The sequence below is a fragment of the Microtetraspora sp. AC03309 genome (assembly GCF_020826795.1).
Taxonomy (GTDB): Bacteria; Actinomycetota; Actinomycetes; order Streptosporangiales; family Streptosporangiaceae; genus Microtetraspora; species Microtetraspora glauca.
Map to the genome: position 1 here is coordinate 1 of NZ_JADDIL010000315.1, position 695 is coordinate 695.

Annotated in this window: 1 protein-coding gene; it reads left to right on the forward strand. The window is 63.2% G+C overall.

Annotated elements, in window-relative coordinates; translation table 11 throughout:
• Nucleotides 1-327 precede the first annotated feature (327 nt).
• On the forward strand, nt 328-695 hold a 368-nt coding region (locus IMZ11_RS43050), incomplete at its 3' end, for a hypothetical protein (RefSeq protein ID WP_228649399.1).

A 695-nucleotide genomic window follows, 5' to 3' on the forward strand; every position in this document is an offset into this window, starting at 1 on the left:
GTCACGGACGCCGCGACTGTGTGGATCTCGCCGGACTGTGCGACTTGGCTGGCCATGGCCGGCTCCCTTGACTTCGGATCTCCTACGGGCGGATGCGTACTTTGTGGACGATAGGCATCCGCCACGTAGAGACGCGCGCGTAGACCACTACCTGTGTTCGATGTCGGCACGACCGATCAGCGGCACCGTGCCGCCCGATTTTCGAGTAGGCGACTACGCACGCAAACGCGCAGCGATCCACGCATGATCAGCCCATGCCACTGAGCTGACAGCCGGCCGGTCCGGAACAGTTCAGCCCATCCATCGGAGCAGGAGATATGAGAACTGATGAACGACAACGGGTTAGAGAGCTTTGCCCTGCACAGCTCGGACAAGTACCAGGGCCCGGCAGTTCAGGCCATCAACGACGAGGCCGTCGTGCCCGGTGGGGCTCCGACGGTGGACGTCGCCACACTCGACCCGGAATCGGCGGCGCGCCGCTACCTCAACCAGATGATCGCCAGCCCCGAGGTTCCTTCGATCACCGACAGCAGCGCGGGGCCGGGCACCGAGTACATGGCGCTCGGCACCGAATCCATTCCGCTGACCGACTCCACCGTCGTCAAGTTCGCCCAATACCGTCAGCGCATTCCCGTTTACGGGTCGCTCGTCACCATCGAGTTGGATGACGCGAACAACATGCTGGCGGTCAACTC